The organism is Streptomyces hawaiiensis (assembly GCF_004803895.1).
In the GTDB taxonomy this organism is placed as follows: Bacteria; Actinomycetota; Actinomycetes; order Streptomycetales; family Streptomycetaceae; genus Streptomyces; species Streptomyces hawaiiensis.
In genome coordinates, this window is the sequence record NZ_CP021978.1 from 6,105,244 (window position 1) to 6,129,323 (window position 24,080).

Genomic DNA, 24,080 nt, shown 5'->3' on the forward strand with positions numbered 1-24,080 from the left:
CCGCCATGACGGACAACGTCAACATCATCAAGCTCACGGCCGCCGAGACCGCCGCGAAGATCGCCTCCGGCGAGCTCACGGCCGTCGAGGTCACCGAGGCCCACCTCGCCCGCATCGAGGCCGTCGACGAGAAGGTGCACGCCTTCCTGCACGTCGACCGCGAGGGCGCCCTCGCCCAGGCCCGCGCCGTCGACGCGAAGCGGGACAGGGGCGAGAAGCTCGGCTCTCTCGCCGGCGTCCCGCTCGCGCTGAAGGACATCTTCACCACCGAGGGCATCCCGACCACGGTCGGCTCGAAGATCCTCGAGGGCTGGATCCCGCCCTACGACGCGACCGTCACCCAGCGTCTGAAGGCCGCCGACATCGTCATCCTCGGCAAGACCAACATGGACGAGTTCGCCATGGGGTCCTCCACCGAGAACAGCGCCTACGGCCCGACCGGCAACCCCTGGGACCTGACCAAGATCCCCGGCGGCTCGGGTGGCGGTTCGTCCGCCGCGCTGGCCTCCTTCCAGGCCCCGCTCGCCATCGGCACGGACACCGGCGGTTCCATCCGCCAGCCCGCCGCCGTCACCGGCACGGTCGGTGTGAAGCCGACGTACGGCGCGGTCTCCCGGTACGGCATGGTCGCCTTCTCGTCCTCCCTCGACCAGGGCGGGCCCTGCGCCCGCACGGTCCTGGACGCGGCCCTGCTGCACGAGGTCATCGCCGGGCACGACCCGCTCGACTCCACGTCCATCGACGCCCCGGTCCCGCAGGTCGTCGAGGCCGCCCGCAACGGCTCGGTCGAGGGCATGCGCGTCGGCGTCGTCAAGCAGTTCCGCGGCGAGGGCTACCAGGCCGGCGTCATCCAGCGGTTCGACGAGTCCGTCGCGCTGCTGAAGGAGCTGGGCGCCGAGATCGTCGAGCTGGACTGCCCCTCCTTCGACCTGGCGCTGTCGGCGTACTACCTGATCGCGCCGTCCGAGTGCTCCTCCAACCTCGCCCGCTTCGACGGCCTGCGCTACGGCCTGCGGACCGGCGACGACGGCACGCACTCCGCCGAGGAGGTCACCTCCCTCACCCGCGAGGCCGGCTTCGGCCCCGAGGTCAAGCGCCGCATCATGCTCGGCACGTACGCCCTGTCGAGCGGGTACTACGACGCCTACTACGGCAGCGCCCAGAAGGTCCGCACGCTCATCAAGCAGGACTTCGACAAGGCGTTCGAGCAGGTCGACGTGATCGTCTCCCCGACGACCCCGACCACCGCCTTCGCGATCGGCGAGCGCGCCGACGACCCGATGGCGATGTACCTCGCCGACCTGTGCACCATCCCGACCAACCTGGCGGGCAACGCGGCCATGTCGCTGCCGTGCGGTCTCGCCCCGGAGGACGACCTCCCGGTCGGCCTGCAGATCATCGCCCCCGTCATGAAGGACGACCGCCTGTACAAGGTGGGTGCAGCCGTCGAGGCCGCCTTCGTGGAAAAGTGGGGCCACCCGCTGATCGAGGAGGCTCCGTCGCTGTGAGCGCACTGTCCAAGGCCAAGGGCTTCAAGAGCTCCAAGTCCGGTCTCTACGTGTCGATGGCCACGTCGGCGTTCGGCGCCGTCGGCGTCTACAAGCAGATCAAGAAGGCCCGCGGTGACAGCGACACGCTGCGGCTGCTCGACGCCGTCGTCACCGGAGCCGCGGTCGTCACCAACCTGGCCATTCTCTACCGCGAGCTGAAGCGGCTGGGCGACGACGACGTCCTGCTGGGCTGAGAGGGAAGTACTCACCGTGACCACCACGACCGACCTGGTGTCGTACGAGGACGCACTCGCGTCGTACGACCCCGTCATGGGCCTCGAGGTCCATGTGGAACTCGGCACCAAGACCAAGATGTTCTGCGGCTGTTCGACCGCTCTCGGCCAGGACGCCAACACGCAGACCTGCCCGGTCTGCCTCGGCATGCCCGGCGCGCTCCCGGTCGTCAACGCGACCGGCGTCGAGTCCGCCATCAAGATCGGCCTCGCGCTGAACTGCGAGATCGCCGAGTGGTGCCGCTTCGCCCGGAAGAACTACTTCTATCCGGACATGCCGAAGAACTTCCAGACCTCCCAGTACGACGAGCCGATCGCCTTCAACGGCTACCTCGACGTGCAGCTGGAGGACGGCGAGACCTTCCGCGTGCAGATCGAGCGCGCCCACATGGAGGAGGACACCGGCAAGTCGACGCACGTCGGTGGCGCGACGGGCCGTATCCACGGCGCCTCGCACTCGCTGCTGGACTACAACCGCGCCGGCATCCCGCTCATCGAGATCGTCACCAAGCCGATCGAGGGCGCGGGCGAGCGTGCCCCCGAGGTCGCGCGGGCCTACGTCCGTGAGCTGCGCGAGCTCATCAAGGCGCTCGGCGTCTCCGAGGCCCGGATGGAGATGGGCCAGATGCGCTGCGACGTGAACCTGTCGCTGCGCCCGCACGGCCGGGAGAAGTTCGGCACGCGTTCCGAGACGAAGAACGTCAACTCGCTCAGGTCCGTGGAGCGCGCGGCCCGCTTCGAGATCCAGCGGCACGCGGCCGTGCTGTCGTCCGGCGGCACGATCATCCAGGAGACCCGGCACTTCCACGAGGACACGGGCTCGACGACCTCGGGCCGTGTGAAGGAGGAGGCCGAGGACTACCGGTACTTCCCGGAGCCCGACCTCGTCCCGGTGGCCCCCTCCCGTGAGTGGGTCGAGGAGATCCGGTCCGGGCTGCCCGAGCTGCCGCTGGTCCGCCGCAGCCGGCTCCGTGAGGAGTGGGGCGTCTCGGCCACCGACATGCAGGCGATCCTCAACGCCGGTGCGCTGGAGCCCATCGTCGCCACGATCGAGGCCGGGGCCGACGCCGCCTCCGCCCGCAAGTGGTGGATGGGCGAGCTGGCCCGCAGCGCCAACGAGTCGGGCAAGACGCTCGACGAGCTGGCGATCACGCCGCAGCAGGTGGCCCGGGTCACCGAGCTCGTCGCGAAGGGCGACCTGAACGACAAGCTGGCCCGGCAGGTCATCGAGGGCGTCCTCGCGGGCGAGGGCACCCCGGACGAGGTCGTCGACAAGCGCGGTCTGAAGGTCGTCTCCGACGAGGGCGCGCTCACCACCGCCGTCGAGGAGGCCATCGTCGGCAACCCGGGCGTCGCGGACAAGATCCGCGGCGGCAAGGTGGCCGCTGCCGGTGCGCTCGTCGGCGCCGTCATGAAGGCCACGCGCGGCCAGGCCGACGCGGCCCGCGTCAAGGAGCTGATCCTGGAGAAGCTGGGCGTCAGCGAGGGCTGAGCCCCGCGGACGCGACCGAGGGGGGATGCACCGAACCCGGCGCATCCCCCCTCGTCACGCCGTCAGAGGCGGCGTCCCACGACTCGCACGAAGCCCAGCGTCTCGCCCCGGTCGAGGCGCAGCATCTCGGCGCACTGGCCGGCCATCCGGACGTGCCACTCGTCCGTGTGCTCCTCGGCCACGACCTCGCACCAGCGCAGCCAGTCGCGCCAGCCGTCGTCCAGCCAGTCGGCCGTCTCGACCGCCACCGCCCCGCTGCGGGTCCAGTGGCGCCGCCACCACGCGGCGGTGTGGAAGCACCAGAAACCGGGCTCCCAGTACGGCTTGAGGTGCTCCGGCGGCTCGACGCCGTCGATCTCCTCGCGCAGTGCCGGTACGACGACGCCGATCCGCCCGCCGGGCTTCAGCAGGCGCGTCAGCTGGGGCAGGTAAAGGTCATTGGTGCCGAAGTACTGGTACGCGTCGATGGAGACGATGGCGTCGAAGCTGCTCTCGCCGAACGGCAGGTCGTGCGCCTCGGCGAACACGGGCAGGACGCGGTCGGCGACACCCGCCTCGGCGATGCGCCCGGCGTTCTCGTCGGGCTTGACCCACAGGTCGGCGGCGGTGACCTGGGCGTCGTACTCCTTGGCGAGGAAGACCGACGTCATGGCGCGGCCGCAGCCCAGGTCGAGCACGCGGGAGCCGGGGCTCAGGGTGTCGAGCCCCAGGGCGGGGGCCAGCCACTCCAGCAGCCACAGCGCGTGCGGGCCCATCTGGTTGTCGATGGTCCAGCGGGCGTCGTAGCCGTTGCTGCGCGGGTAGCCGGGGTGGCTCACACGGTCACTGAGGGGGTCGTTCGTGTTCCGGGTGGTGATGTCCGACATCGGTGAACGGGCTCCTTGAGTCCTTGAGGAAGAAAGGGGATGCGTAGGAGCTCGGTCGGACCGTCAAACAATGCACCTGCTTCGGCCGGGCGGCGGTATGCCGCGGGCATTCCTCGGACCAGCGGACGCTAACAGCCGGCCCCCCGGCCCCGCACCCGGTTTTCCCCGCCGGGCGCGCTGTTCGGGCCGCTGTGAATAAGCCCACGAAACAGACAAATGATCTCGTGAGTTTGTAAGAGTGGCGACGCATTGCTCATGCGTTCTTTGCTGGCTGTTCAGGTCATGTACGACTGTTCCCGGTCAAAGATCCACACAAGGCAACTCCGGGAGCACGTTTTCGTGGCAGCCCTCGCCCGCTGGTGTGTCCAGCGCCGTCTGCTCAGCGTCCTGCTGTGGCTCCTCGCGTTCGCGGGGATCGCCGCGGGCGCCGCCGTCGCCGGCACCACGTACTCGAACGACTACGAGGTCCCCGGCACCGAGTCGGGCCGCGCCACCGAGCTGCTGCACGAGGGCTTCCCGCAGCTCGGCGGGGACAGCGACACCGTCGTCTGGCACACCACGTCCGGCAGCGTCCGCGCGGCCGACGTCGAGCAGACGATGGCCCGCACCCTGGACCGGATCGAGAACCTCCCCGGCGTGGCCTCGGTCACCAGCCCCTACGACGGGCCGGGCACGGGCCGCATCAGCGCGGACGGCCGCACGGCGTACGCCTCGGTCACCTTCCACGACCAGGCCGAGGACATCGCCGAGGGCGAGGCGCGGGCCGTCGTCGACACCGCGAAGAGCGCCGAGACCGACGGGCTCCGGGTGGAGCTGGGCGGCAGCGCCGTCGCGCTCACCGAATCCTCCGGCGGGCACCTCGCCGAGATCGTCGGGGTGATCGTCGCCGCGGTGGTGCTGTTCCTCGCCTTCGGCTCGCTCGCCGCCTCCCTGCTGCCCATCGCCACCGCCCTGGTCGGCGTCGGCACCGCCTATGCCGGGATCGTGCTGCTCGGGCACGCCATGACCGTCGCCGACTTCGCGCCCATGCTGGGCCTGCTGATCGGGCTCGGCGTCGGCATCGACTACGCGCTGTTCATCGTCACCAGACACCGGCGCGGGCTGAAACGCGGGCTGTCCGTCGCCGAGGCCGCCACGAACGCCGTCGCGACCACGGGACGCGCGGTCGTCTTCGCGGGTGCCACCGTTTGCATCGCCCTGCTCGGCATGCTGATCCTCCGGCTGAGCTTCCTCAACGGCGTCGCCGTCGCGGCCAGCCTCACCGTGATCCTCACCGTCGCCGCGTCCGTGACGCTGCTGCCCGCCCTGCTGTCCTTCATAGGCATGCGCGCGCTCAGCCGCCGTGAGCGCCGCCGCCTCGCGGAGCACGGGCCGCAACCCGAGCTGCCCACCGGCTTCGCCGCCCGCTGGTCGGCGTTCGTGGAGCGCCACCCCAAGGTGCTCGGCGCGGTCGCCCTGGCCGTCATGGCCGTCCTCGCACTGCCCACCTTCTCCCTGCACCTGGGCACCTCCGACCAGGGCAACGACCCCAGGACGGCCACCACCCGCCAGGCCTACGACCTGCTCGCCGACGGTTTCGGCCCGGGGGTCAACGGCCCGCTCACCCTCGTCACCGAGGTCGACGGCGCCGACGACAAGCTCGCCCTGGACAACCTCGACGGCACGCTCCGCACCACCGACGGCGTCGCCTCGGTGACCCCCGTGACCTTCGACTCCGGCGGCCACACCGCATACCTCACCGTCGTCCCCGAGTCCTCCCCGCAGTCGACGGACACCAGCGACCTCGTCGACCGGCTGCGCGGCGATGTGCTGCCGCGCGCCGAGGCGGGCACCTCGCTCGATGTGCAGGTGGGCGGCATGACGGCCGGCTACGACGACTTCGCCGACGTCATCGTCTCCAAGCTGCCGGTGTTCGTCGGGGTCGTCATCGGCCTGGGCTGTCTGCTGCTCCTGCTCGCCTTCCGGTCCGTCGGCATCCCGCTGAAGGCCGCCGCGATGAACGTCGCCGCCGTCGCCTCCGCCTTCGGGGTGGTGGTCGCGATCTTCCAGTGGGGCTGGGGCAGCGAACTGCTCGGCCTCGGCAGCGCGGGGCCCATCGAGCCCTTCCTGCCCGTGATCATGGTGTCGGTGCTCTTCGGCCTCTCCATGGACTACCAGGTCTTCCTGGTCAGCCGGATGTACGAGGAGTGGCTGGAGACCGGCGACAACCGGCGGGCCGTGCGCGTCGGACTCGCCGAGACCAGCCGGGTCATCAACTCGGCGGCGGTCATCATGATCTCCGTCTTCCTGGCCTTCGTGCTCAGCGGCGACCGGGTGATCGCCATGTTCGGCATCGCCCTGGCCGCCGCCGTCGCCCTGGACGCCTTCGTCCTGCGCACGCTCCTCGTCCCGGCCCTGATGCACCTGCTCGGCGGCGCCAACTGGTGGCTGCCCCGCTGGCTGGACAAGCGCATGCCGCGCGTCAGCATCGAGCCGCCCGAGAGCCGCGCCGCCCATGAGAGGCTGGCCGCCGCGACGGACGCCGAGGTGGCGGACGTCCTGGCGGAGGAGGAGCGGCAGCGGGATGTACGCGATATCCCTGGGTGACGGCGCCGAGCTGAGGCCCCTGGAGCCCTGGCACGCCGGGGAGTTCCTGGCGCACCTGGAGCGGGGGCGGGAGTTCATCGGCCGGTACATCCCGTTCGGGACGACCGAGACGGACCTGCTCTCGGCCCGGGCGAAGCTCCAGCGCTACGCCGACATGCGCGCCGCCGACACGGGGTCCCTGCACGGCCTGTGGCTGGAGGGGACGCTGGTGGGCGGAGTGCTGTTCCTGAACTTCGACGCGGCGACCGGAAACTGCGAGGTCGGCTGCTGGCTGGAGCCGGCCGCGACGGGCCGGGGACTGGTCACGCGCGCGATGCGGGTCCTCATCGACTGGGCCGTCGAGGAACGCGGCATCCACCGCGTCGAGTGGGTCGCCGCCTCCGGCAATCGGGCGAGTCTCAACGTGGCGCGGCGGCTCGGGATGACCCGTGACGGTGTACGACGTGAGGCCCACCCCTATGGTGGCGTACGGCACGATCTCGAAGTCTGGTCGGTGCTGGCGCCCGAGTGGCGCGCCACACGCGCGCGTGCCGCTCACAACGATCATTAAGAGACTTCTCAGACAGCGACCCTACGGTGCGAAACATGGCAACGAACGCAGTGGACGAGACCGAGGCCACCAAGGCCACGACCGACGAGAAGGCGGTGGACACCACCAAGTCCGACGAGGTGCCCCAGGCCGAGGTCCCGGCCGCGGCCGAGGATGCGCCGATCAAGGAGGAGAGCCCCTCCGGCGTCGGCCAGGGCGCCGCCGCCGTGGTCTCCGCCGCACTGGGCGTCGTCTCGCTCACCGGCAGCTGGATCGGCACCGTGGCCTCCGCCCGCCAGAACCTCATCGGTCAGCTGGAGACCGCGCAGAACGCGGGCGTGGCCCAGCAGATCCAGGCGGTCTACGGCGACGCCTGGCAGACCACCGCCCTGTGGGGCGGCCTGTTCGCGCTGATCGCGCTGGTCGTCGGCGTCGTGACGCTCGCCCGGCCCGCGTTCGGCACGCCGGGCAGGATCCAGGCCCCCTGGATCAAGTCCGTCGCCTGGGCGGGAGTCGCGCTCGGCGTCATCGGCCTGTTCCTGGCCGTCCTCAAGTACACCGACGTCCTGCTCGGACTGCCGTCCGCGAGCTGAGAGCGCGCAGGTCCTGAGGGGCCTCAGGCGGTTCCGTAAGCACCTTACGGAGCCCCTGAGGCCCCTCAGCCGCGTCTAAGGCCCCTCCCGGCGCCGAAGATGCGGAACTCTCCCGATGTGGCGGCCCCACCCGGTGGACGAGAGTGAAGTCATCGCGGAGGAACACTCCGTGACCGGCCTCTCCTCAAGGGACACACCATGTACGAGTACGAGCTCCAGCAGACGCGCACCTCCGACCTCCTGCGCCGGGCCGACCACGAGCGCCTGGTCCGCGAGGCCGCCCGGGCCCGCCGCGCGGCCCGCCACGAAGCGAGCGCAGACTCCGCCGAGCACGAAAGCCATAGCCGCCGCTTCCGCCGGCTCCGGTCCGCCCGGACCGCGTGAAGACCGGGGCGGGACCGGCCGCGGGCGTGGCCGTCCGGGGAGCAGCGGTCGTCGTTCGCACGGGAACGGCGGCCGCTGCTCCGGCTGTTCGTCGGAAAACCGGTGCCGCGCCGTCGGACCCGCATGCGATGCTCGGGGCCGTGGAGACCAGGTCCGTCAGCCCCGTGTTCGTCGGCCGTGCCGAGGAACTGGGCACGCTGCACGACGCGCTCGTCCGCGCCCGCGAGGGCGAGCCGCAGGCGCTGCTCATCGGCGGGGAGGCCGGAGTCGGCAAGACCCGCCTGGTCGAGGAGTTCACCGCCGCCGCCCGCCGCCGCGGGGCGGTGGTCGCACTCGGCGGCTGCGTGGAGATCGGCGCCGACGGGCTGCCCTTCGCCCCCTTCTCCACCGCACTGCGCGCCCTGCGCCGCGAACTCCCCGGTGAGCTGACCGCCGCGGCCGCCGGCCAGGAGGAGGAACTGGCGCGGCTGCTGCCCGAGCTGGGCGAGTCGAGGACCGGACGGCACGACGAGGACGGCATGGCCCGCCTCTTCGAGCTCACCGCCCGCCTGCTGGAGCGGGTCGCCGCCGAGCACACCGTCGTGCTCGCCCTGGAGGATCTGCACTGGGCCGACGCCTCCACCCGTCATCTGCTCTCCTACCTCTTCCGCACCCTGCGCACCGGCCGCCTCGTCGTCCTCGCCACCTACCGCTCCGACGACATCCACCGCCGCCACCCGCTCAGGCCCCTGCTCGCCGAACTCGACCGGCTCCGCACGATCCGCCGCCTCGAACTCGCCCGCTTCAACCGCGACGAGGTGGGCCGCCAGGTCGCCGGGATCCTCGCCCAGGAACCCGAGCCGGACCAGGTCGACGCGATCTTCGAACGCTCCGACGGCAACGCCTTCTTCGTCGAGGAACTCGCCGTCGCCGCCCACGAGGGCTGTCGGACGGGCCTGGCCGACTCCCTGCGCGACCTGCTGCTCGTCCGCGTGGAAGGGCTGCCGGAATCCGCCCAGCAGGTCGCCCGGATCGTCGCCGAGGGCGGCTCCACCGTCGAGTACCGGTTGCTGTCCGCCGTCGCCCGGCTCGCCGAGGACGATCTCATCGAGGCCCTGCGGGCCGCCGTGAACGCCAGCATCCTCGCCCCCGCACCCGGCGGCGACGGCTACCGTTTCCGCCACTCCCTGGTCCGCGAGGCCGTCAGCGACGACCTTCTCCCCGGCGAACGCTCCCGCCTCAACCGCCGCTACGCCGAAGCACTGGAGAGCGACCCGGCCCTCGTCCCCGCCGACCAGCGGGCGACGCGCCTGGCCAGCTACTGGTACCACGCCCACGACGCCGCCAAGGCCCTGCCCGCCGTCCTCGAAGCCTCCGTCGAGGCCCGCCGGCGCCACGCCTACTCCGAGCAACTGCGGCTTCTGGAACGGGCGATGGAGCTGTGGGACGCCGCCCCCGACGATGTACGCCGGACCCTGCGCCCCGTCGACTACGCCGAGGTCTACCCGCCCTGCGGCTGCGACCCCGCCACCACCCCGCTGCGCTATCTGGACCTGCTGGCCGAGGCGGCCGTCGCCGGACGGCTCTGCGGAGAGCGCGAACGGGCCCTGAAGATCACCAAGCGGGCACTGCGCCTGCTGGACGACGAGGACGACTCCCTGCGCACCGCCTGGTTCTGGATCCAGCGCTCCCGGCTGGTGCAGCGGCTCGCCCGGGGCGACGGCTGGAAGGAGATCGCCACCGCGCAGGACCTGGTCCGCGGCCTGCCGCCGTCCGAGGTGCACGCCGAGGTGCTGGCCACGGTCGCGCACTGGTCGATGCTCCGCGAGCCCGGCCCGGAGGCCCTGACGGCCGCCGAGCGGGCCGTGGAGTACGCGCGCATGGTGGGCGCCGACGAGATCGAGTCCAACGCCCGGCTCACCCTCGGCGGACTCATGGTCGAGGCCGGGCAGATCGAAGCCGGGCTCGCCCACCTGTACGAGGTCAGGGACGAAGTGGTGGCCCGTGGTCTCGCGGCCGTCGTGGGGCGCAGCCATGTGAACCTGCCCTCCACCCTGGAAGGCATCGGGCGCTCCGAAGAGGCCGTGGACATCCTGCGCGAGGGCCTGCGGCTCACCTGCAGGATGCGACTGACCGAGTCCGAGGGCTGGGTCCGGGGCAACCTCGCCGAGTCGCTCATCTCCCTGGGCCGCTGGGACGAGGCCGCCGAGGCGGCCGTCAGCGCCCAGCGGCACGGGCAGACGGCCGCGCCCTACGGAGCCGGCGCCAACAGCCTGGCGTTCCTCGCACTCGCCCGGGGCCAGGTGCCCGAGGCCGCCCGCCATCTCGCCGAGGCCCGCGCCTCCTACGGCCCGCACGACCCCATGCCGCAGCACGACCTGCCGATCTCCTGCCTCACCATCGCCGTCGCCGCCGCCGAGGGCCGCCTGGCCGACGCCCGCGCCGAACTGGCCCGCACCCTGGAGTCCGGCTTCCCGCTCGGCACCCAGCGCTACGCCTGGCCGCTGCTGCTCCAAGCGGCCACCGCCGAGGCCGACGCCCGGGCCCTGCCCGCCGCCCGTGACGGCCGCGAGCAGGTCCTGGACGGCATCTTCGGCACCGTCAAGCGCCTCACCACCCACGCCCCCGTCTGGCTCGCCCACGAACAGTGGGTCCGCGCCGAACTGCACCGCGCCGAGGGCCGGAGCGCCCCGGACACCTGGTCGGAGGTGGTCACCGCCTTCGAACCCCTGGGCCGGCCCTACGACCTCGCCCGCGTCCGGTACCGCCTGGCCGAGTCCCTGCTGACGTGCGGCGGCGAGGACGAGCGCGAGCGTGCCACGGAACTGCTCCGCCTCGCCCACACCGTCGCCCGGCACCTCGGCGCCCGGCCGCTCGCCGACGCCGCCACCGCGCTCGGCCGGCGTGCCCGCCTCCCGCTCACCCCCGCCGCGGAGCCCGGCCCCGGGCCGGCCGACCCCGTCGAGGCCCTCGGCCTCACCAGCCGGGAACGGGACGTGCTGCGCCTGGTCGCCGCCGGCCACACCAACCGCCGCATCGCGCAGGAGCTGTTCATCTCGCCGAAGACCGCGAGCGTGCACGTCTCCAACATCCTGGGCAAGCTCGGTGTCTCCGGGCGGGGCGAGGCCGCGGCGGTGGCGCACCGGCTGGGGCTGTTCCCGGCCGAAATGCTCATGCCCGGCCCGGCGGGCTGAGGCATACGCTGGAAAGGACGTCGCGGATCCCGCGGCCCAGGGAGGCTCCGTTGTTCAACGTGTTCGAGGAACTGTTCTCGCCCGGGCGCAAGCACACCCGCGACGAGCAGAACCGCCTGGAACTGACCCGTGAGGACGTCGGGGACGGCGACCCCGGACGCGGGCCGATAGACCTGGCGTCCGGGAAGGTCGTCGTACGCCCGTCCGGCGAGGAGCCCGAGCACTGACTCCCCGCGGGCCCTAGCTCACCCGCAGCTCCAGGATCCGGTCGTCCCCGTCCTTCGGGCTGCCCCGGCCGTCCGTGTTGCTGGTCACCAGCCACAGCCGGTCGCCGCCCGCCGGCACCACCGTGCGCAGCCGGCCGTACTCGCCCTCCAGGAAGGCCTGCGGCTCGGCCGAGGCCTCGGTGCCGTTCAGCGGGATGCGCCACAGCCGCTTGCCGCGCAGGCCCGCCATCCAGATCGACCCCTCGGCGTGGGCGATGCCGCTGGGGGAGGCCTCGGCCGTGCTCCACTGGTCGATCGGGTTGTGGAACTGCGAGTCGTCGGACTCGCCCTCGGCCTCCGGCCAGCCGTAGTTGTCACCCGGCTTGATCGCGTTGAGCTCGTCCCAGGTGTCCTGGCCGAACTCCGAGGCGAACAGCCGCTGCTTTCCGTCCCAGGCGAGGCCCTGCACATTGCGGTGGCCGTAGGAGTACACCGGCGAGTCCGGGAACGGGTTGCCCGGCGCCGGCTCGCCCTCCGGGGTCAGGCGCAGGATCTTGCCGCCCATGGAGTCCTTGTCCTGGGACAGGCCGGTCTCGCCGCTCTCGCCCGTGCCCACGTACAGCATCTTGTCGGGGCCGAACTCGATGCGGCCACCGTTGTGGATGAAGCCCTTGGGGATGCCCTTGAAGACCGTGTCGGGCGCGCCGAGCTGCTCGCCGGAGGGCTTCTGCTCGTTGTAGATCATGCGGACGACGCGGTTGTCGGAGGCAGAGGTGAAGTAGGCGTAGACCATGTGGTCCGAGGCGTAGTCGGGGGACAGGGCGATGCCGAGGAGGCCGCCCTCGCCGGCCGCCGAGACCCCCGGCACCTCGCCCAGTTCGGTCTTCCTGCCGGTCTTCTCGTCGACTCGGAGGATCGTCCCGTCGTCCCGGGAGGCGACGAGCAGGCCGCCGCCCGGCAGCGGAGCGAGACCCCAGGGGGACTCCAGGCCCTCGGCGACGGTGCGCACCACCTTCACCGAGCCCCGGGCGGGAGGTGTCTCCTCGGCGGCCTGCCGCGGCGGCGTGGACGACCCCGGCGCCGTACGGCTCGGTGAGGTGCTCTCGTCCTCGCCGGACGATCCTCCGCCGTCGGAGGAGCAGCCGGCCGTCAGCAGGAGCGCGGCGGCCAGCACGGTCGGGACGGCTCGACGTGGCACGATCATGGTCCCTTCGACGGGGCAGGTCCTCTCCCTGTCATACACCGCTCGCGGCTCCCAGGTTCCCGATCACGCAACGCCGAACCAGGAACAAGGGGTTTGCCCGAAACGCACCGGAGGCGGAACCGGGGCTCAGTCCCACGACCCCTGGGCGGGCGGCAGCTTCGCTATCTCCCTGAGATCGTCGGGGGTCAGTCGCAGTGCCGCCGCGGCCGTGTTCTCCGTGACCCAGCGCTCCTGCTTCGTACCCGGCACCGGGACCACGTGCGGGCCCTGGGCCAGCACCCACGCGAGGGCGACCTGGGCGGGCGTGACGTCCGTGCCGTGCCGGCGGGCCACCCGGCGCAGTCCCGCGACGACCGGCTGGTTCGCGGCCATCATCTCGGCGGTGAAGCGGGGGTGCCGGGCGCGCGGGTCGTCCGCCTCGAAGCCCGCGCCGGGCCGCAGCCTGCCGGTCAGGAAGCCGTTGCCCAGCGGCATCGCGGCGAGGAAACCCACGCCCCGCGTCCGGCACCACGGCAGCAGGGTCTCCAGCGCCTCCGGCGACCACACCGACAGCTCCGCCTGCACCGCGCTCACCGGGAAGACCTGCTGCACCCGCTCCAGCTGGCGGATCGTCCCGTCGTGCAGCCGGGCCCCGGACCGGCGGCCGGCCCGCGCCCCCACCGCGCACAGGCCGAGCGCCCGTACCTTCCCGGCCTGGACGAGCTCCGCCATCGCGCCCCAGGTCTCCTCCACCGGCACCTCGGGGTCGGCCCGGTGCAGCTGGTAGAGGTCGATGACGTCCGTCTGGAGCCGCCGCAGCGACGCGTCGCAGGCCCGCTTCACATACCCGGGGCGGCCGTTGGCGACGATGTGCTGGTCGCCCACGAGCAGCCCGACCTTCGTCGACACGAACGCGTCGGACCGCCGCTCCTTCAACGCCCGCCCCACCAGGAGCTCGTTGGTGAAGGGGCCGTACATGTCGGCCGTGTCCAGCAGGGACGCGCCCAGGTCGAGCGCCCGGTGCACCGCCCTGAGCGACTCGTCGCCGCGCCGCCTCGACGCGCTGTAGGCCCAGCTCATCGGCATGCACCCGAGTCCGACGGCCCCCACCGCGAGCGCCGCCGCGCCGATCGTCCTGCGCTCCACCTGGTCGTGACCCTCCCTGTTCGAGCCACCCCAACCTAACCTCTGCCGTCGCACGCTCCTGACATAGCCTCCAGAGCATGACTGCTGACGTGTGGCTGCCCATCCCGCCGGACGAGATCGAGGGACTCCCCGAGGGCCCGGACTACCGCTTCTGGGACGGCGGGGAGGACTTCCCCGCGGACCCGGCCGACTGCGCCTTCTACGTCGTCCCCTACATGAAGCCCAGCCCGCTGTGCGTGCGCCCCATGGGGCGGATGAGCAACGTCCAGGTCGTGCAGACCCTCTCCGCCGGGATCGACCACGTGGAGCCGGGGCTCGGGCACCTGCCCGCGGGCGTGCGGCTGTGCAATGCGCGCGGGGTGCACGAGGCCAGCACCGGCGAGCTCACCCTCGCGCTGATCCTGGCCTCGCTGCGCGGGATCCCCGACTTCGTCCGCGCACAGGACCGGGGAGAGTGGCTGGGCGGGTTCCGGCCCGCGCTCGCCGACAAGAACGTCCTCATCGTGGGGTACGGCTCGATCGGCGAGGCCATCGAGGACCGGCTCGTTCCGTTCGAGGTGGCGCGGGTGGCGCGCGTCGCGCGCTCCGAGCGCACCACGGCGCGCGGTCCGGTGCATCCGCTCACCGAACTTCCCGCGCTGCTGCCGGAAGCGGACGTCGTCATCCTGTCCACGCCGCTCACCGAAACCACCCGCGGCCTGGCCGGAGCCGACTTCCTGTCCCGGATGAAGGACGGCGCGCTCCTCGTCAACGTCGCCCGCGGCCCCGTCGTCGACACCAAGGCCCTGCTCGCCGAACTCGAGAGCGGCCGCATCACCGCCGCCCTGGACGTCACCGATCCGGAGCCGCCGGCGCGCGAGCACCCCCTGTGGCGTGCGCCGGGGGTACTCATCAGCCCCCACGTCGGCGGACCCACCTCCGCGTTCTTTCCGCGCGCCAAGCGGCTCCTGGTGGACCAGTTGAACCGTTATGTGAACCGGGAGCCGCTCCGCAACGTGATCCTTACGACGGGTGCATCAACCGACTGAGAGACCTTCGAGTACCGTCCGCAATCCTTCGGGCGCGGTGGGTACTCATATATCTGTTGATCGTCACGGAGCGTAGAGAACCTATGTCCCTGAGTGACGAGACTGGTGTATCGTCCCGACAGGGGCTGCGCCGGGGACTGTTCGGCGCCGGGGACGGACACTTCGGACTGTGAGGGGGGCGACAGGCGATGCACGGCCTTTGGACGAGCGATCCGACGGGGCGGGGCGGCCGGCGGCGACCCTGGCGGACGGCCGCGAGCGGACGCGGTCACCACGCCGATCACGGCGGCCACCACACCCACCACAGCGAAAACCACAGCGGGCACCACACCGAACACAGCCATCACCACCGCAGGCCCGGCAGCCGCAGAAGGCATGACCAGCCGGTCCACCGGGGCCCGCGGGACCCGGGAGCGGCGCGGACCGGGAGGGCCCGGTGAGCGCGCCCCCCACCCCCACGCTGGACGGAGCGCTGCGGGCACAGCCTCCGTCACCGGGCGCGCTGCTGCCCCGCACGCCGGTCGCCGGCCACCGGCCGGGCCTGGCCCTCCAACTCGTCCTCGCCCTGGTCTGCGCGGGATACGCCGTCGGTTCCGCGCTCGGCTGGGGTTCGTACGAAGTGGCACTGTTCATGGGCGACTTCGGCCTGAGCGCCGCGGCCGCCACCGCCGCCGTCTCGTGCTTCGTCTCCGCCCGCAGCCGCCGCACCCGCTTTCGGCCCGCCTGGCTGCTGTTCGGCCTCTCCTCGGCCATGGCCGCCCTGGGCAACCTGGTCTGGGGGTGGTACGAGGTGGTCCTGGGACTGCCCGTGCCCACTCCCAGCTACGCCGACCTGTTCTTCCTCTGCTTCGCGCCGCCCGCGATCGTCGGACTGCTCGTGCTCGCCAAGCGGCCGGTCACCAAGGCCGGCTGGGTCTGTCTCGGGCTGGACGCCTGGCTGATCGGCGGCTCGCTGCTGACGCTGGCCTGGAGCCTCGCCCTCGCCCAGGCCGCGAAGTCCGAAGGGCCGGGCGTGGCGCACACCGCGCTGTCGCTGGCGTACCCGCTGCTCGACATCGCGCTGGTCAGCATGGTGCTCGCCCTGCACTTCAGGCGGTCCGCGGTGAACCGCTCCGCGGTCAACACCGCCATCGGCGCCCTCGCGCTGACCGTGATGTGCGACGCCCTGTTCACCTCGCCGCTCATGCACCACGACTACCGCTCCGGCCAGCTGCTCGACGCGGGCTGGTTCGCCGGTTCGCTGCTCCTGGCGTACGCCCCGTGGGCCGCGCCCCGCGCGGAGGGCGACCGGCACGGCCAGGACCGGCACGGCGGGACGGGACACACCCGCGTGGTGCACGAGCACGTGCCGGGGCAGCGCAGCGGCCCCCACCACCCGATGCCCCTGCCGGGCGCCGAGCACAGCCGGTACCCGGCCGCCCGGCCCATCTCCGGCTCCCTCGCCGCCCTCACGCCGTATCTCGCGGCCGCCGTGTGCACCCTGGGGATCCTCTACAACGTCCTCAACGGCCGCAGCGTCGACCGCGTGGTCCTGCTGACCGGGGGCACGGTGGTGCTCGCGCTGGTCGTGCGCCAGGGCATCATGCTGCTCGACAACATCACCCTCACCCAGGAACTGGCGCAGAAGGAGAACCACTTCCGCTCCCTGGTGCAGGGCTCCAGCGACGTCATCATGATCGCCGCACCCAGCGGCGTCCTGAGGTACGTCTCCCCGGCCGCCGCAGGTGTGTACGGCCGCCCGGCGGAGGAACTGGTGGGTACGGAACTGGCCCACCTCATCCACCCCGAGGACCTGGGCTGCGTCGTGCACGAGGTGCGCAGATTCCTCGCCGCCAACCCGGTCGAGGAACCCACCACGCGCATCGAGTGCCGGTTCCGCTCGGGTGGTGGGGGCACCTCCCGCTCGAGCGAAACCGAGAGTGGGGCAGGCTGGCTGAACGTCGAGTCGACCGTCAACTGCCATCACGGCGGCCTCATCTTCAACAGCCGGGACGTGACCGAAAGGGTGCGCCTGCAGGCCCAGTTGCAGCACAACGCGGAGCACGACCCGCTCACGGACCTGCCCAACCGCGCCCTGTTCACCAAGCGCGTCCAGCACGCCCTCTCGGGCCGCCGCGCCTCCGACCGGGGTGTGGCCCTGCGGAACACGGCCGTGCTGTTCATCGACCTGGACGGCTTCAAGGCCGTCAACGACACGATCGGGCACCAGGCCGGGGACGAGCTGCTCGTCCAGGCCGCCCGCAGACTCCAGGAATCCGTCCGGCACGGCGACACCGCGTCCCGGCTCGGCGGGGACGAGTTCGCGGCCCTGATCGCCGGGGACAACACCCGCGACCGGGACGCCCGGGAGCGGCACATCCTGGAGCTCGCCGACCGCCTCAGGACGACGCTGTCCCAGCCCTATCTGATCGACGGCAACGATGTCCGTGTCAACGCCTCCATCGGCGTGGCCTTCGCGGAAGCGGGCCTCGGCGCGGGCGAACTGCTGCGCAACGCGGACCTGGCCATGTACCGCGCCAAGGCCGGCGGCAAGGGGCGCGTCGAGCTGTACAAGCCGCAGATGCAGCAGGACGTCGTCCGCAAGGCGGAGCTCGCCACCCGCCTGCGGGCCGCGCTGCACGACGGGGAGTTCGCCCTGCTGCACCAGCCGGTGGTGTCCCTGGAGGACGGCCGGATCGCGTCGGTGGCCGCGCAGGCACGCTGGCGCTCCTCCCAAGGGGTGCTCTTCACCCCGGCGGAGTTCCTGCGGGTGGCCGAGGACAGCGACAAGACCGCCGAGCTGGGCCGGTGGTTGATCGAGGAGGCCGTCGAGCAGGCCGCCGAACGGCACGCGACCGGGCTGTCCGTACCGGTCGTCGTACGGATGAGTGCCCGCCGGCTGCTGGACCGGTCGATGCCGCTCGGCTCGATCGAGGCGCTGCTCACGCGGCACGGGCTGCCGTCCGGGTCGCTGATCATCGAGCTGTCCGATGCCGACCCGAGGGTCTCGCTGGACGAGCTGGAGCGGCGTCTGGGCGCCCTGCGGCGGGTCGGCGTACGGATCGCGCTCGACGGGTTCGGAAGCGGCTACGCGGCGATCACGGCCCTGCGGCGGCTCCCCGTCGACATCCTGAAGCTCGACCGCGGACTGGTCGAGGGTGTCGTCGAGTCGGCGCGCCTGCACAAGATCACCAGCGGACTGCTGCGCATCGCGGGCGACCTCGGGCTGAAGTCCGTGGCCGACGGGGTGGATCTGCCCGAGCAGGTCATCGCCCTGCGCGCGATGGGCTGCACGCACGGCCAGGGCATGGCGTTCTCCGGGCCGCTCGACGAATACCGGCTGCGCCGGGCGCTCGCATCCGGTCACTATCCGGTGCCGAACGGGCCGGTCGAACCGGCGTTCGCGGGCGGCGCCCCGCGGGTGTACAGCTCGGGTGTGTCCGCAGTCATCGGAGGCGGCACGGCCCTTCGCTCACATAATGAGACTCCCGTCCCACCCACTTGACAGTGAGTGCGTGCCGGGGAGAGGGTCAGTGCCATGCGCACCCGAATTCTCGTACTTGGAAAGCGCGTCGGCTGACGCTGAGCCTCGACCGCTCAGCGACCCCACCCGGCGCGCTCCCCTCGCTTGCCTTATGGCACGAGGGGTTTTTTGTTGCACAGGCGCCTTTCGTGCAGCAGCCGAAGACCGTACAAACCTCGCAAAAACCCTCAGCATCTGAGAAGAGAATGCCGATGACCGAGCAGGCCACCGGGGCCCACCACCCGCAGCCCCGGCCCCGATCCGGAGGACATCACTCCGCCCCCGAGCAGGTGACGGGCGCGCAGGCCCTCATCCGCTCTCTCGAGGAGGTCGGCGCCGACACGGTATTCGGCATTCCCGGCGGGTGCATCCTTCCGGCGTACGACCCGCTGATGGACTCCGTCAAGGTGCGTCACGTCCTGGTCCGTCACGAGCAGGGCGCCGGCCACGCGGCCGAGGGCTACGCGCAGGCCACCGGCAAGGTGGGCGTCTGCATGGCGACCTCCGGCCCCGGCGCCACCAACCTGGTCACGCCGATCGCCGACGCGCACATGGACTCCGTGCCGATGGTCGCGATCACCGGCCAGGTCGCCTCCAAGGCGATCGGCACGGACGCGTTCCAAGAGGCGGACATCGTCGGCATCAGCATGCCGATCACCAAGCACAACTTCCTCGTCACCAAGGCGGAGGACATCCCGCGGATCATCGCGCAGGCCTTCCACATCGCCTCCACCGGCCGCCCCGGCCCGGTGCTGGTCGACATCGCCAAGGACGCCCTCCAGGCGAAGACGACCTTCTCCTGGCCGCCCGCCATGGACCTGCCCGGCTACCGCCCGGTGACCAAGCCGCACGCCAAGCAGATCCGCGAGGCCGCCAAGCTGATCACCCAGGCCAAGCGGCCCGTCCTGTACGTCGGCGGCGGCGTGCTCAAGGCCAAGGCCACCGCCGAGCTGAAGGTCCTCGCCGAGCTCACCGGCGCGCCCGTCACCACCACCCTGATGGCGCTCGGCTCGTTCCCCGACAACCACCCCCAGCACCTGGGCATGCCCGGCATGCACGGCTCGGTGGCCGCCGTCACCGCGCTGCAGAAGGCCGACCTGATCGTCGCCCTCGGAGCCCGCTTCGACGACCGCGTCACCGGCAAGCTGGACAGCTTCGCCCCGTACGCCAAGATCGTGCACGCCGACATCGACCCGGCCGAGATCGGCAAGAACCGCCCCGCCGACGTGCCGATCGTCGGTGACGCGCGCGAGGTCATCGCCGACCTCGTCCAGGCGGTCCAGAAGGAGCACGCCGAGGGCCACCAGGGCGACTACACCGCCTGGTGGGCCGACCTCGACCGCTGGCGCGAGACGTACCCGCTCGGCTACGACCAGCCCGAGGACGGCTCGCTCTCCCCGCAGCAGGTCATCGAGCGCATCGGGCAGCTGGCGCCCGAGGGCACGATCTTCACGGCGGGCGTCGGCCAGCACCAGATGTGGGCCGCGCACTTCATCGAGTACGACAAGCCCGCCACCTGGCTGAACTCCGGCGGCGCCGGAACCATGGGCTACGCGGTCCCGGCCGCCATGGGAGCCAAGGCCGGCGCGCCCGACCGCACCGTCTGGGCGATCGACGGCGACGGCTGCTTCCAGATGACCAATCAGGAGCTGGCCACCTGCGCCCTGAACAACATCCCGATCAAGGTCGCCGTCATCAACAACGGCGCCCTCGGGATGGTCCGCCAGTGGCAGACCCTCTTCTACAACCAGCGGTACTCCAACACCGTCCTGCACTCCGGTCCGGAGGACGTCAACCCCCAGGCCCGCGGCACCCGCGTCCCCGACTTCGTGAAGCTGTCGGAGGCCATGGGCTGCTACGCGATCCGCTGCGAGTCCCCGGACGACCTCGACAAGGTCATCGAAGAGGCGAACTCCATCAACGACCGCCCGGTGGTCGTCGACTTCATCGTCCACGAGGACGCGATGGTGTGGCCGATGGTCGCCGCCGGCACCTCCAACGACGAGATCATGGCCGCCCGGGACGTCCGCCCCGACTTCGGCGACAACGAAGACGACTGAGAGCCGCAGGTAAAGGAATCAGACCCATGTCCAAGCACACGCTCTCCGTCCTGGTGGAGAACACGCCCGGCATCCTCGCCCGGATCGCCGCCCTGTTCTCCCGGCGCGGCTTCAACATCGACTCGCTCGCGGTCGGCGTCACCGAGCACCCCGACATCTCCCGCATCACCATCGTCGTGGGCGTGGAGGACCTGCCGCTGGAGCAGGTGACCAAGCAGCTCAACAAGCTCGTCAACGTGCTGAAGATCGTCGAGCTGGAGCCGTCGCAGGCGGTGCAGCGCGAACTCGTCCTGGTCAAGGTGCGCGCCGACAACGAGACGCGCTCCCAGATCGTCGAGATCGTCCAGCTGTTCCGCGCCAAGACCGTCGACGTCTCCCCGGAGGCCGTCACCATCGAGGCCACCGGGTCCGGCGAGAAGCTGACCGCGATGCTCAAGATGCTGGAGCCGTACGGCATCAAGGAGCTCGTCCAGTCCGGCACGATCGCGATCGGCCGCGGCTCCCGTTCCATCACGGACCGGTCGCTGCGCGCCCTGGACCGGTCGGCCTAAGACCCGAAACGGGCGGCCGACGCGCCGCCGACCGCCCGTATTCCGAGACCATCGAGCTTCCCTTCCGCCCCCCGTCATACGGTGGGACGCAACACCTGCACTCCCGAGGAGAGAACCCAAAGTGGCCGAGCTGTTCTACGACGCCGACGCCGACCTGTCCATCATCCAGGGCCGCAAGGTCGCGGTCATCGGTTACGGCAGCCAGGGCCACGCCCACGCGCTGTCGCTCCGTGACTCGGGTGTCGACGTGCGCGTCGGTCTGCACGAGGGCTCCAAGTCCAAGGCCAAGGCCGAGGAGCAGGGCCTGCGCGTGGTGAGCCCCTCGGAGGCCGCCGCCGAGGCCGACGTCATCATGATCCTCGTCCCGGACCCGATCCAGGCCCAGGTCTACGAGGAGCACATCAAGGACAACCTGAAGGACGGCGACGCGCTGTTCTTCGGCCACGGCCTGAACATCCGCTTCGGCTTCATCAAGCCCCCGGCCGGCGTGGACGTCTGCATGGTCGCCCCGAAGGGCCCGGGCCACCTGGTCCGCCGCCAGTACGAGGAGGGCCGCGGCGTTCCCTGCATCGCGGCCGTCGAGCAGGACGCCACGGGCAACGGCTTCGCGCTGGCCCTGTCGTACGCCAAGGGCATCGGCGGCACCCGCGCCGGCGTCATCAAGACGACCTTCACCGAGGAGACCGAGACCGACCTGTTCGGTGAGCAGGCCGTTCTCTGTGGTGGCACCGCGGCGCTGGTCAAGGCGGGCTTCGAGACGCTGACCGAGGCCGGCTACCAGCCGGAGATCGCCTACTTCGAGTGCCTGCACGAGCTGAAGCTGATCGTGGACCTCATGTACGAGGGCGGCCTGGAGAAGATGCGCTGGTCGATCTCCGAGACCGCCGAGTGGGGCGACTACGTCACCGGCCCGCGGATCATCACGGACGCCACCAAGGCCGAGATGAAGAAGGTCCTCGCCGAGATCCAGGACGGCACCTTCGCGCAGCAGTGGATGGACGAGTACCACGGCGGCCTGAAGAAGTACAACGAGTACAAGAAGCAGGACTCCGAGCACCTGCTGGAGACCACCGGCAAGGAGCTGCGCAAGCTCATGAGCTGGGTCGACGAGGAGGCGTAAGCCGCCTGCCCGAGGGGCCGGAGCATCTCGCTCCGGCCCCTTCGGCGAACCCCGGGTAACGTCGGTGGTACGGCGTTGTCCATCCCGTCCGGCCACGGACGGGTGATCCTTCCGCAGCGGCGCAAGACGACGCCCCATGCGCCACTAGACTGCTGCACACATACATACGCGTCAGGCCCACAGCGTCGTGCGTCTTCCACGCGGCCACCACCCTCCACCGCCTGCGGCCGTCGGGACGGCCGTCCGCAGCACTGGACTTGTGAGGACTCACGTGAGCTCGAAACCCGTCGTACTCATCGCTGAAGAACTGTCGCCCGCCACCGTCGACGCGCTGGGCCCGGACTTCGAGATCCGGCACTGCAACGGCGCGGACCGAGCCGAGCTGCTCCCGGCCATCGCCGACGTGGACGCGATCCTGGTCCGCTCGGCCACCAAGGTCGACGCCGAGGCGATCGCCGCCGCGAAGAAGCTGAAGGTCGTCGCACGAGCCGGCGTCGGCCTGGACAACGTGGACGTCTCCGCCGCCACCAAGGCCGGCGTGATGGTCGTCAACGCCCCCACCTCGAACATCGTGACCGCCGCCGAGCTGGCCTGCGGTCTGCTGGTCGCCACGGCCCGCAACATCCCGCAGGCCAATGCAGCGCTGAAGAACGGCGAGTGGAAGCGCAGCAAGTACACCGGCGTCGAGCTGGCCGAGAAGACCCTCGGTGTCGTGGGCCTCGGCCGCATCGGCGCGCTCGTCGCGCAGCGCATGTCGGCCTTCGGCATGAAGGTCGTCGCCTACGACCCCTACGTGCAGCCGGCGCGCGCCGCCCAGATGGGCGTCAAGGTGCTGTCGCTGGACGAGCTGCTCGAGGTCTCCGACTTCATCACCGTCCACCTCCCCAAGACCCCCGAGACCCTCGGTCTGATCGGCGACGAGGCGCTGCGCAAGGTCAAGCCGAGCGTGCGCATCGTCAACGCCGCGCGTGGCGGGATCGTCGACGAGGAGGCGCTGTACTCCGCCCTCAAGGAGGGCCGGGTCGCCGGTGCCGGTCTTGACGTGTACGCGAAGGAGCCCTGCACGGACTCCCCGCTGTTCGAGTTCGACCAGGTCGTGGCCACCCCGCACCTCGGCGCTTCCACCGACGAGGCGCAGGAGAAGGCCGGTATCGCCGTCGCCCGCTCGGTGCGCCTCGCCCTCGCCGGTGAGCTCGTGCCGGACGCGGTGAACGTGCAGGGCGGCGTCATCGCCGAGGACGTCAAGCCGGGTCTGCCGCTCGCCGAGCGGCTGGGCCGGATCTTCACCGCGCTCGCCGGTGAGGTCGCGGTCCGCCTCGATGTCGAGGTCTACGGCGAGATCACCCAGCACGACGTGAAGGTGCTGGAGCTGTCCGCGCTCAAGGGTGTCTTCGAGGACGTCGTCGACGAGACGGTGTCGTACGTCAACGCCCCGCTGTTCGCGCAGGAGCGCGGTGTCGAGGTGCGCCTCACCACCAGCTCCGAGGCGACCGAGCACCGCAACGTCGTCACGGTGCGCGGCACCCTCGCCGACGGCGAGGAGGTGTCGGTGTCCGGCACGCTGGCCGGCCCCAAGCACCTCCAGAAGATCGTCGCCGTCGGGGAGTTCGACGTCGACCTCGCGCTCGCCGATCACATGATCGTGCTCAAGTACGAGGACCGCCCCGGTGTCGTCGGCACGGTGGGCCGCATCCTCGGTGAGGCCGGCCTCAACATCGCCGGCATGCAGGTGTCGCGGGCGGCGGCCGGCGGCGAGGCGCTGGCGGTGCTGACCGTGGACGACACGGTGACGGCCGGTGTGCTGGCCGAGGTCGCGGCGGAGATCGGCGCCACGTCCGCTCGTTCGGTGAACCTGGCCTGACCTTCCCGGGGGCTGTC

Annotated in this window: 18 protein-coding genes; 15 read left to right on the forward strand and 3 right to left on the reverse strand. The window is 71.3% G+C overall.

The window, feature by feature from the left end; genetic code table 11:
- The first annotated feature begins 5 nt into the window (after positions 1-5).
- From gatA to gatB, 3 genes are read left to right on the forward strand one after another with little or no spacing between them, the layout of a single operon-like run.
- Entirely contained in the window at positions 6-1,508 is a 1,503-nt protein-coding gene (gatA, locus tag CEB94_RS28350) for an Asp-tRNA(Asn)/Glu-tRNA(Gln) amidotransferase subunit GatA (protein WP_175434874.1), read from the forward strand.
- On the forward strand, positions 1,505-1,744 hold the full coding sequence (locus tag CEB94_RS28355) for a hypothetical protein (RefSeq protein WP_031137961.1): 240 nt from the start codon (positions 1,505-1,507) through the stop codon (positions 1,742-1,744). The genes gatA and CEB94_RS28355 overlap by 4 nt, the downstream gene beginning before the upstream one ends.
- Before the next feature lie 16 nt (positions 1,745-1,760).
- Positions 1,761-3,275, forward strand: a complete 1,515-nt coding sequence (gene gatB, locus CEB94_RS28360; protein WP_175434875.1) for an Asp-tRNA(Asn)/Glu-tRNA(Gln) amidotransferase subunit GatB — start codon at positions 1,761-1,763, stop codon at positions 3,273-3,275.
- Positions 3,276-3,337: 62 nt separating this feature from the next.
- Here gatB and CEB94_RS28365 read toward each other — a convergent pair whose 3' ends face one another.
- Positions 3,338-4,141 carry an SAM-dependent methyltransferase gene (locus tag CEB94_RS28365; RefSeq protein WP_175434876.1) on the reverse strand — a complete coding sequence of 268 codons (804 nt, stop codon included), beginning with the start codon at positions 4,139-4,141 and terminating at the stop codon, positions 3,338-3,340.
- Positions 4,142-4,480: 339 nt separating this feature from the next.
- Between CEB94_RS28365 and CEB94_RS28370 the strand changes: the two genes are divergently transcribed.
- From CEB94_RS28370 to CEB94_RS28395, 6 genes are all read left to right on the forward strand, one after another.
- Positions 4,481-6,727: an MMPL family transporter gene (locus CEB94_RS28370; protein ID WP_175434877.1), complete on the forward strand. Its 2,247-nt coding sequence runs from the start codon at positions 4,481-4,483 to the stop codon at positions 6,725-6,727.
- Positions 6,705-7,277, forward strand: coding sequence for a GNAT family N-acetyltransferase (locus CEB94_RS28375; protein WP_175434878.1), 573 nt, complete (start codon positions 6,705-6,707; stop codon positions 7,275-7,277). The genes CEB94_RS28370 and CEB94_RS28375 overlap by 23 nt, the downstream gene beginning before the upstream one ends.
- Positions 7,278-7,312: 35 nt before the next feature.
- A complete protein-coding gene (locus CEB94_RS28380; RefSeq protein ID WP_175434879.1) occupies positions 7,313-7,849 on the forward strand; it encodes a hypothetical protein in 537 nt (178 codons plus the stop codon).
- Positions 7,850-8,047: 198 nt separating this feature from the next.
- A complete protein-coding gene (locus CEB94_RS28385) occupies positions 8,048-8,233 on the forward strand; it encodes a hypothetical protein (protein ID WP_175434880.1) in 186 nt (61 codons plus the stop codon).
- A 128-nt stretch (positions 8,234-8,361) separates the two neighbouring features.
- A complete protein-coding gene (locus CEB94_RS28390; protein ID WP_175434881.1) occupies positions 8,362-11,406 on the forward strand; it encodes a helix-turn-helix transcriptional regulator in 3,045 nt (1,014 codons plus the stop codon).
- A gap of 59 nt (positions 11,407-11,465) precedes the next feature.
- The gene (locus CEB94_RS28395) at positions 11,466-11,633 is read left to right on the forward strand and encodes a DUF6191 domain-containing protein (RefSeq protein ID WP_246112197.1); all 168 of its coding nucleotides are present in this window, start codon (positions 11,466-11,468) and stop codon (positions 11,631-11,633) included.
- A 13-nt stretch (positions 11,634-11,646) separates the two neighbouring features.
- Here the strand turns inward: CEB94_RS28395 and CEB94_RS28400 are convergent, their stop codons facing one another.
- Entirely contained in the window at positions 11,647-12,816 is a 1,170-nt protein-coding gene (locus CEB94_RS28400; protein WP_175434883.1) for a PQQ-dependent sugar dehydrogenase, read from the reverse strand.
- A gap of 126 nt (positions 12,817-12,942) precedes the next feature.
- Entirely contained in the window at positions 12,943-13,941 is a 999-nt protein-coding gene (locus tag CEB94_RS28405) for an aldo/keto reductase (protein ID WP_175434884.1), read from the reverse strand.
- Positions 13,942-14,018: 77 nt separating this feature from the next.
- Here CEB94_RS28405 and CEB94_RS28410 point away from each other — a divergent pair, with 77 nt between their 5' ends.
- The 6 genes from CEB94_RS28410 to serA all read left to right on the forward strand — a co-directional run bounded on the left by CEB94_RS28410 (position 14,019) and on the right by serA (position 24,063).
- The gene (locus CEB94_RS28410) at positions 14,019-14,969 is read left to right on the forward strand and encodes a 2-hydroxyacid dehydrogenase (protein ID WP_175434885.1); all 951 of its coding nucleotides are present in this window, start codon (positions 14,019-14,021) and stop codon (positions 14,967-14,969) included.
- Between the two features lie 436 nt (positions 14,970-15,405).
- Positions 15,406-18,453, forward strand: coding sequence for a putative bifunctional diguanylate cyclase/phosphodiesterase (locus CEB94_RS28415; RefSeq protein WP_175434886.1), 3,048 nt, complete (start codon positions 15,406-15,408; stop codon positions 18,451-18,453).
- A gap of 230 nt (positions 18,454-18,683) precedes the next feature.
- A complete protein-coding gene (locus CEB94_RS28420) occupies positions 18,684-20,531 on the forward strand; it encodes an acetolactate synthase large subunit (protein WP_175434887.1) in 1,848 nt (615 codons plus the stop codon).
- A gap of 26 nt (positions 20,532-20,557) precedes the next feature.
- The gene (gene ilvN, locus CEB94_RS28425) at positions 20,558-21,082 is read left to right on the forward strand and encodes an acetolactate synthase small subunit (RefSeq protein ID WP_175434888.1); all 525 of its coding nucleotides are present in this window, start codon (positions 20,558-20,560) and stop codon (positions 21,080-21,082) included.
- 121 nt (positions 21,083-21,203) lie between these two features.
- Positions 21,204-22,202, forward strand: coding sequence for a ketol-acid reductoisomerase (gene ilvC / locus CEB94_RS28430; protein WP_175434889.1), 999 nt, complete (start codon positions 21,204-21,206; stop codon positions 22,200-22,202).
- Positions 22,203-22,473: 271 nt separating this feature from the next.
- Positions 22,474-24,063 carry a phosphoglycerate dehydrogenase gene (gene serA, locus CEB94_RS28435; RefSeq protein WP_175434890.1) on the forward strand — a complete coding sequence of 530 codons (1,590 nt, stop codon included), beginning with the start codon at positions 22,474-22,476 and terminating at the stop codon, positions 24,061-24,063.
- The last annotated feature ends 17 nt before the right edge of the window (positions 24,064-24,080 follow it).

Bases quoted from the DNA above. Each gene is read 5' to 3' on its own strand.
- CEB94_RS28380 (WP_175434879.1), top strand. From the start codon at position 7,313: ATGGCAACGAACGCAGTGGACGAGACCGAGGCCACCAAGGCCACGACC.
- CEB94_RS28375 (WP_175434878.1), top strand. From the start codon at position 6,705: ATGTACGCGATATCCCTGGGTGACGGCGCCGAGCTGAGGCCCCTGGAG.
- CEB94_RS28400 (WP_175434883.1), bottom strand. From the start codon at position 12,816: ATGATCGTGCCACGTCGAGCCGTCCCGACCGTGCTGGCCGCCGCGCTC.
- CEB94_RS28365 (WP_175434876.1), bottom strand. From the start codon at position 4,141: ATGTCGGACATCACCACCCGGAACACGAACGACCCCCTCAGTGACCGT.
- ilvN (WP_175434888.1), top strand. From the start codon at position 20,558: ATGTCCAAGCACACGCTCTCCGTCCTGGTGGAGAACACGCCCGGCATC.
- gatA (WP_175434874.1), top strand. From the start codon at position 6: ATGACGGACAACGTCAACATCATCAAGCTCACGGCCGCCGAGACCGCC.
- CEB94_RS28410 (WP_175434885.1), top strand. From the start codon at position 14,019: ATGACTGCTGACGTGTGGCTGCCCATCCCGCCGGACGAGATCGAGGGA.
- CEB94_RS28390 (WP_175434881.1), top strand. From the start codon at position 8,362: ATGCTCGGGGCCGTGGAGACCAGGTCCGTCAGCCCCGTGTTCGTCGGC.
- CEB94_RS28420 (WP_175434887.1), top strand. From the start codon at position 18,684: ATGACCGAGCAGGCCACCGGGGCCCACCACCCGCAGCCCCGGCCCCGA.
- CEB94_RS28385 (WP_175434880.1), top strand. From the start codon at position 8,048: ATGTACGAGTACGAGCTCCAGCAGACGCGCACCTCCGACCTCCTGCGC.